Here is a 2,584-nt window from a genome sequence, read left to right as displayed (position 1 = left end):
AGTGATGCCACCAATTAAGTTGTATGTATCATTAATTCCTAAAGATTTTAAAACAGCACAAGCTTGAGCGCTTCTGCCTCCTGCACGGCAGTAAACATAGTAATTTTTTGAAGGATCCAACTCTTGGGCCTTTTGCATAAATTCACCGGGATTCATAATATCCATTTGAATTGCGCCGGCAATCGTTCCTTCATCGCATTCTTCAGGAGTTCTCACATCGAGTATCACTCCCTTGGCATCAACTGTTGCTTTTTCACGCCACTCTTTTGAATTCAGTTCTTGCATAGATTTTAAAAATTTCCCAAAATTACGGGAATTAAAATTACAAACGAAAAAAAACCGAAAACCTTACAGCTTCCGGTTAAAAAATTTAAACCATTTAAAAACTCCATTATGATTTCACCTTAATAATGCACCCAATGGCTCGGGTTGTTTTTACAGGCATTTCCGTTTTATTCATAATGGCGTCAATGGCATTTTCAAGTAACTTTTCCTGAACAGCAGATGCATCTCTGAAATTATCGTCAATAGCACCTAAATACCTTACAATATTTCCTTTGCTTGTTTTTTCAAGCAAGTAAACATGTGGTGTTCTGATGGCTCCATATTGTGGATAGGTTTTTTGCTTTTCATCAAAAACATAAATTTTTGTTAATCTGTTCTTTCATGTAATATAATTACTATATTTGTACCTACAATTTTTGTTATGACAATAGAAGAAGCCATAAAATCCACAGTACCTTTAAACCCGATTACCAAGACGGTTTTAAACATTATGTACACCAGCCGCATTGTTGAAGAGCACGTGGCAGAAATGCTTAAACCCTATAAAATTTCTATGCAACAATATAATGTTCTCAGAATATTAAGAGGTCAAAAAGGCAAACCCGCAAACCTATTTACTATTCAGGAACGAATGATCAACAAAATGAGTAACACTACCCGACTTGTTGACAAACTCATAGACAAAAGCCTTGCGGAGAGGACCGTTTGTGAAAGCAACAGAAGAAAAGTTGAAATTTTAATTACCGCTAAGGGACTTGATTTATTGGAACAAATCGACCCGGTTACACAAGCAAACAACAACACCATTTTAAAAGAATTTACGCTTGTGGAACTCAACACCTTGAACAATTTGTTAGATAAAATAAGGTAATATTTTTTTATGCTAACATTTGTATATACAAATATTAAATCATTAAAAAACCAAAAAAAGTAAATTATGAAAACAAACATTCTAAAAGGCGTTGGCGCCTCTGTATTAATTTTAACAACAGTAGCGTTTACAAAACCTATGGAAAAAGAAATGAAAGTAACAGAAAGTACAATTACCTGGAAAGGGAAAAAAATATTGGGTTCTCACTATGGATTAATAAACCTGAAAGAAGGTTCGCTCGTTATGACCGGCAACCAAATTACAGGTGGACAGTTTGTAATCGATATGACATCAATTGTAGTTGAGGATTTAAAAGGTGACAGCAAAGCACAACTTGAAGGTCACCTAAGATCTGATGATTTCTTTAGTGTGGAAAAGTTTCCTACCTCTACACTAGTAGTAAAAAGCGGAAATAAAACTTCCGATGGTTACTACATCAATGGTGAAATTACCATAAAAGGGATCACAGAGCCAATTGCCTTTCTACTAAAGATGAATGGAAACACAGCTACAGCCAGTTTGAAAATTGACAGAACAAAATTTAATGTAAGGTATGGTTCAGGTAGTTTCTTTGCAAACTTGGGCGACAATACCATCTATGATGACTTTGAATTGGATGTCACTTTAAAGTTCTAATTCATCTCCATTATAAAAATCTTAAGACCTGTTTTTCGTTTAAAACGGGTCTTTTTTTATATCTTTATGACACGTTAAATATTCAAAACTAAACTTTTATGGGAAAAGGAGACAAAAAAACACGAAGAGGAAAAATAGCAATAGGGTCTTTTGGGAAACTTCGCCCAAAAAATAAAAAGATAAGTTTTAAGCCAAAATCTGTTAAGGACAAGCCGTCTAAAAACAAAAAAGCCGGATGAACCGGCTTTTGTTTAGTTTTCTACAACTTCTTGCTTTTCGATACTTGATAAATAACGTTCAGCATCCAGAGCTGCCATGCAACCCGTACCGGCAGCTGTAACTGCTTGTCTGTATTCTTTATCTTGAACATCGCCTGAAGCAAATACTCCGGGTTTGTTGGTTTTGGTAGATTTACCCTTAGTGATAATATATCCCATATCGTCCATATCCAACTGACCTTTAAAAATATCAGTGTTCGGTTTATGACCAATGGCGATAAAAAGTCCGGTGATATTTATTTCCTCTTTTTCTCCGGTAATGTTGTTGACCATTCTAAGTCCTTCAACTACCTGATCCCCCAACACTTCTTCAACTTCGGTGTTATATTTTAAATCTATATTTGCTGTTGAAGTAACTCTGTGCTGCATTGCTTTTGAGGCTCTCATTTCACTGCCTCTTACAAGCATAGTGACTTTCTTGCAAATATTAGCGAGATAAGTAGCTTCTTCGGCTGCGGTGTCTCCTCCCCCAACGATTGCCACTTCCTGACCTTTGTAAAAAAATCCGTCACAA

General features: G+C 35.6%; 6 protein-coding genes. 3 read left to right on the top strand and 3 right to left on the bottom strand.

Annotated elements, in window-relative coordinates; translation table 11 throughout:
* Positions 1 to 285: rhodanese-like domain-containing protein (locus tag AC6F75_RS02440; RefSeq protein WP_500713347.1), on the bottom strand; the 285-nt coding region annotated here is incomplete at its 3' end.
* 106 nt (positions 286 to 391) lie between these two features.
* Positions 392 to 577: a hypothetical protein gene (locus AC6F75_RS02435; RefSeq protein WP_500713345.1), complete on the bottom strand. Its 186-nt coding sequence runs from the start codon at positions 575 to 577 to the stop codon at positions 392 to 394.
* Positions 578 to 706: 129 nt separating this feature from the next.
* Here AC6F75_RS02435 and AC6F75_RS02430 point away from each other — a divergent pair, with 129 nt between their 5' ends.
* The 3 genes from AC6F75_RS02430 to AC6F75_RS02420 all read left to right on the top strand — a co-directional run bounded on the left by AC6F75_RS02430 (position 707) and on the right by AC6F75_RS02420 (position 2,031).
* Positions 707 to 1,156, top strand: coding sequence for a MarR family transcriptional regulator (locus AC6F75_RS02430; RefSeq protein ID WP_500713343.1), 450 nt, complete (start codon positions 707 to 709; stop codon positions 1,154 to 1,156).
* Between the two features lie 66 nt (positions 1,157 to 1,222).
* A complete protein-coding gene (locus AC6F75_RS02425) occupies positions 1,223 to 1,792 on the top strand; it encodes a YceI family protein (protein WP_500713341.1) in 570 nt (189 codons plus the stop codon).
* Between the two features lie 98 nt (positions 1,793 to 1,890).
* Positions 1,891 to 2,031, top strand: coding sequence for a 30S ribosomal protein THX (locus AC6F75_RS02420; protein ID WP_500713339.1), 141 nt, complete (start codon positions 1,891 to 1,893; stop codon positions 2,029 to 2,031).
* 12 nt (positions 2,032 to 2,043) lie between these two features.
* Here AC6F75_RS02420 and AC6F75_RS02415 read toward each other — a convergent pair.
* Positions 2,044 to 2,584: FAD-dependent oxidoreductase (locus tag AC6F75_RS02415; protein ID WP_500713337.1), on the bottom strand; the 541-nt coding region annotated here is incomplete at its 5' end.

Source organism: Planktosalinus sp., assembly GCF_059864935.1.
This window is presented reverse-complemented; position numbering and strand designations above follow the sequence as displayed.

What these genes read in the sequence shown, in the direction of transcription:
- AC6F75_RS02430 (WP_500713343.1), top strand. Translation starts at nt 707, where the DNA reads ATGACAATAGAAGAAGCCATAAAATCCACAGTACCTTTAAACCCGATT.
- AC6F75_RS02425 (WP_500713341.1), top strand. Translation starts at nt 1,223, where the DNA reads ATGAAAACAAACATTCTAAAAGGCGTTGGCGCCTCTGTATTAATTTTA.
- AC6F75_RS02420 (WP_500713339.1), top strand. Translation starts at nt 1,891, where the DNA reads ATGGGAAAAGGAGACAAAAAAACACGAAGAGGAAAAATAGCAATAGGG.